Source organism: Rhizobium sp. TBD182 (assembly GCF_001950375.1).
GTDB classification, from domain to species: domain Bacteria; phylum Pseudomonadota; class Alphaproteobacteria; order Rhizobiales; family Rhizobiaceae; genus Agrobacterium; species Agrobacterium tumefaciens.
Map to the genome: position 1 here is coordinate 8841 of NZ_BDLN01000012.1, position 1110 is coordinate 9950.

The window sequence follows — 1110 nt, forward strand, 5'->3', positions numbered from 1 at the left end:
TGAGCCTGTCACCGACGATATCGGAAACCGAGCCGGAGAATGTCTTGATACCTGCGACCATGGGTGCAGCCTCCTTCATCATTTGAGTGGTCGGGGATTGAGTCATGCCGAGCCGCGCGGCGAAGGCAGCCAGACGCTTGCCGAGATCGACGAGCTTCGCCTTCTGGCGCAGCGTCCAGTCGAGCCGGTCGCGTACCAGCGTGCGTGCAACCTGAACGATGTTCAGGCCGCAGGTCTCGGAGAAGCGCAGCGCGTCGCGATAGAGCTGGCCGCGCTCGTAACGCAGCATGGCGCCGGCGAGCATCAGCAGCCCTGCGAGGGCAACGACCCATCCTGTGCCAATGCGCCTATACGGGAGGAGAACCAGCAAAGGCAGGACGAGATAGAATTGCTCTTCGACGGTAAGCGTCCATGCCTGAGAGAGCGCGTTGCCCACCCTCGGATCGAATCCGAGATTCACCATGAAGGTGGCGAATTTCCAGAGGGGCTGCATCGCCGGATTGTCGCGAAGGACCGGAACCAAGGCGTAAAGGCCAAGAACCACGAAGAACGCCGGAAAGATGTGGAAGGCACGCCGAAGGTAAAACGATTTGAAATCGACTGCGCCAGTCCGCGAAATTTCCTTGAACAGTTGCGTGCCGATGAGGTAGCCGCTGAGCACAAAGAAGATATCGACGCCGAGCCAGCCATATTCGTGCACGGTCACCAGTAGGCCGGGGGGTGGCATTCAGTAGAAGGTGGACAAGCATCACCAGCAGGACTGCCAGCGAGCGCAGGATGTCGGGACCAATCATCCGCGTGCCCGTGGCTGCGACGCTCGTATGCGAGAGCGAGGATAAATTGCCTGCATGCGCATTTTTCGTGGTGGCAAGCATAGTCATGCGCGACGCTCCGGGAGTTCGATGGCAAAGGCTGATGCCAGTAAGCTTATCGACGGGACCGGCAGCTAAGCGGACGGTTAGCAGGATTGGAGTTCTTGAATCCAGGCATGCCACGGATGCAGCACCTCCAGCCATCGACGAAGGGCGGCCTTCTCGCTGCATTCCAAGCGAGGTAAGGCATTGCGGAAGTCCCATTGGTCTTTCTCGCGGACGTGCCTGGCATTGAAGA

At 59.4% G+C, this 1110-nt stretch carries 2 pseudogenes; both read right to left on the minus strand.

The features are described 5' to 3' along the window. Positions 1–286, minus strand: a pseudogene (locus T18_RS27980) (hypothetical protein); the annotation flags it as partial. A 72-nt stretch (positions 287–358) separates the two neighbouring features. Beyond that, positions 359–727 (minus strand): annotated as a pseudogene (locus T18_RS27985) (acyltransferase family protein); the annotation flags it as partial. Positions 728–1110 lie beyond the last annotated feature (383 nt).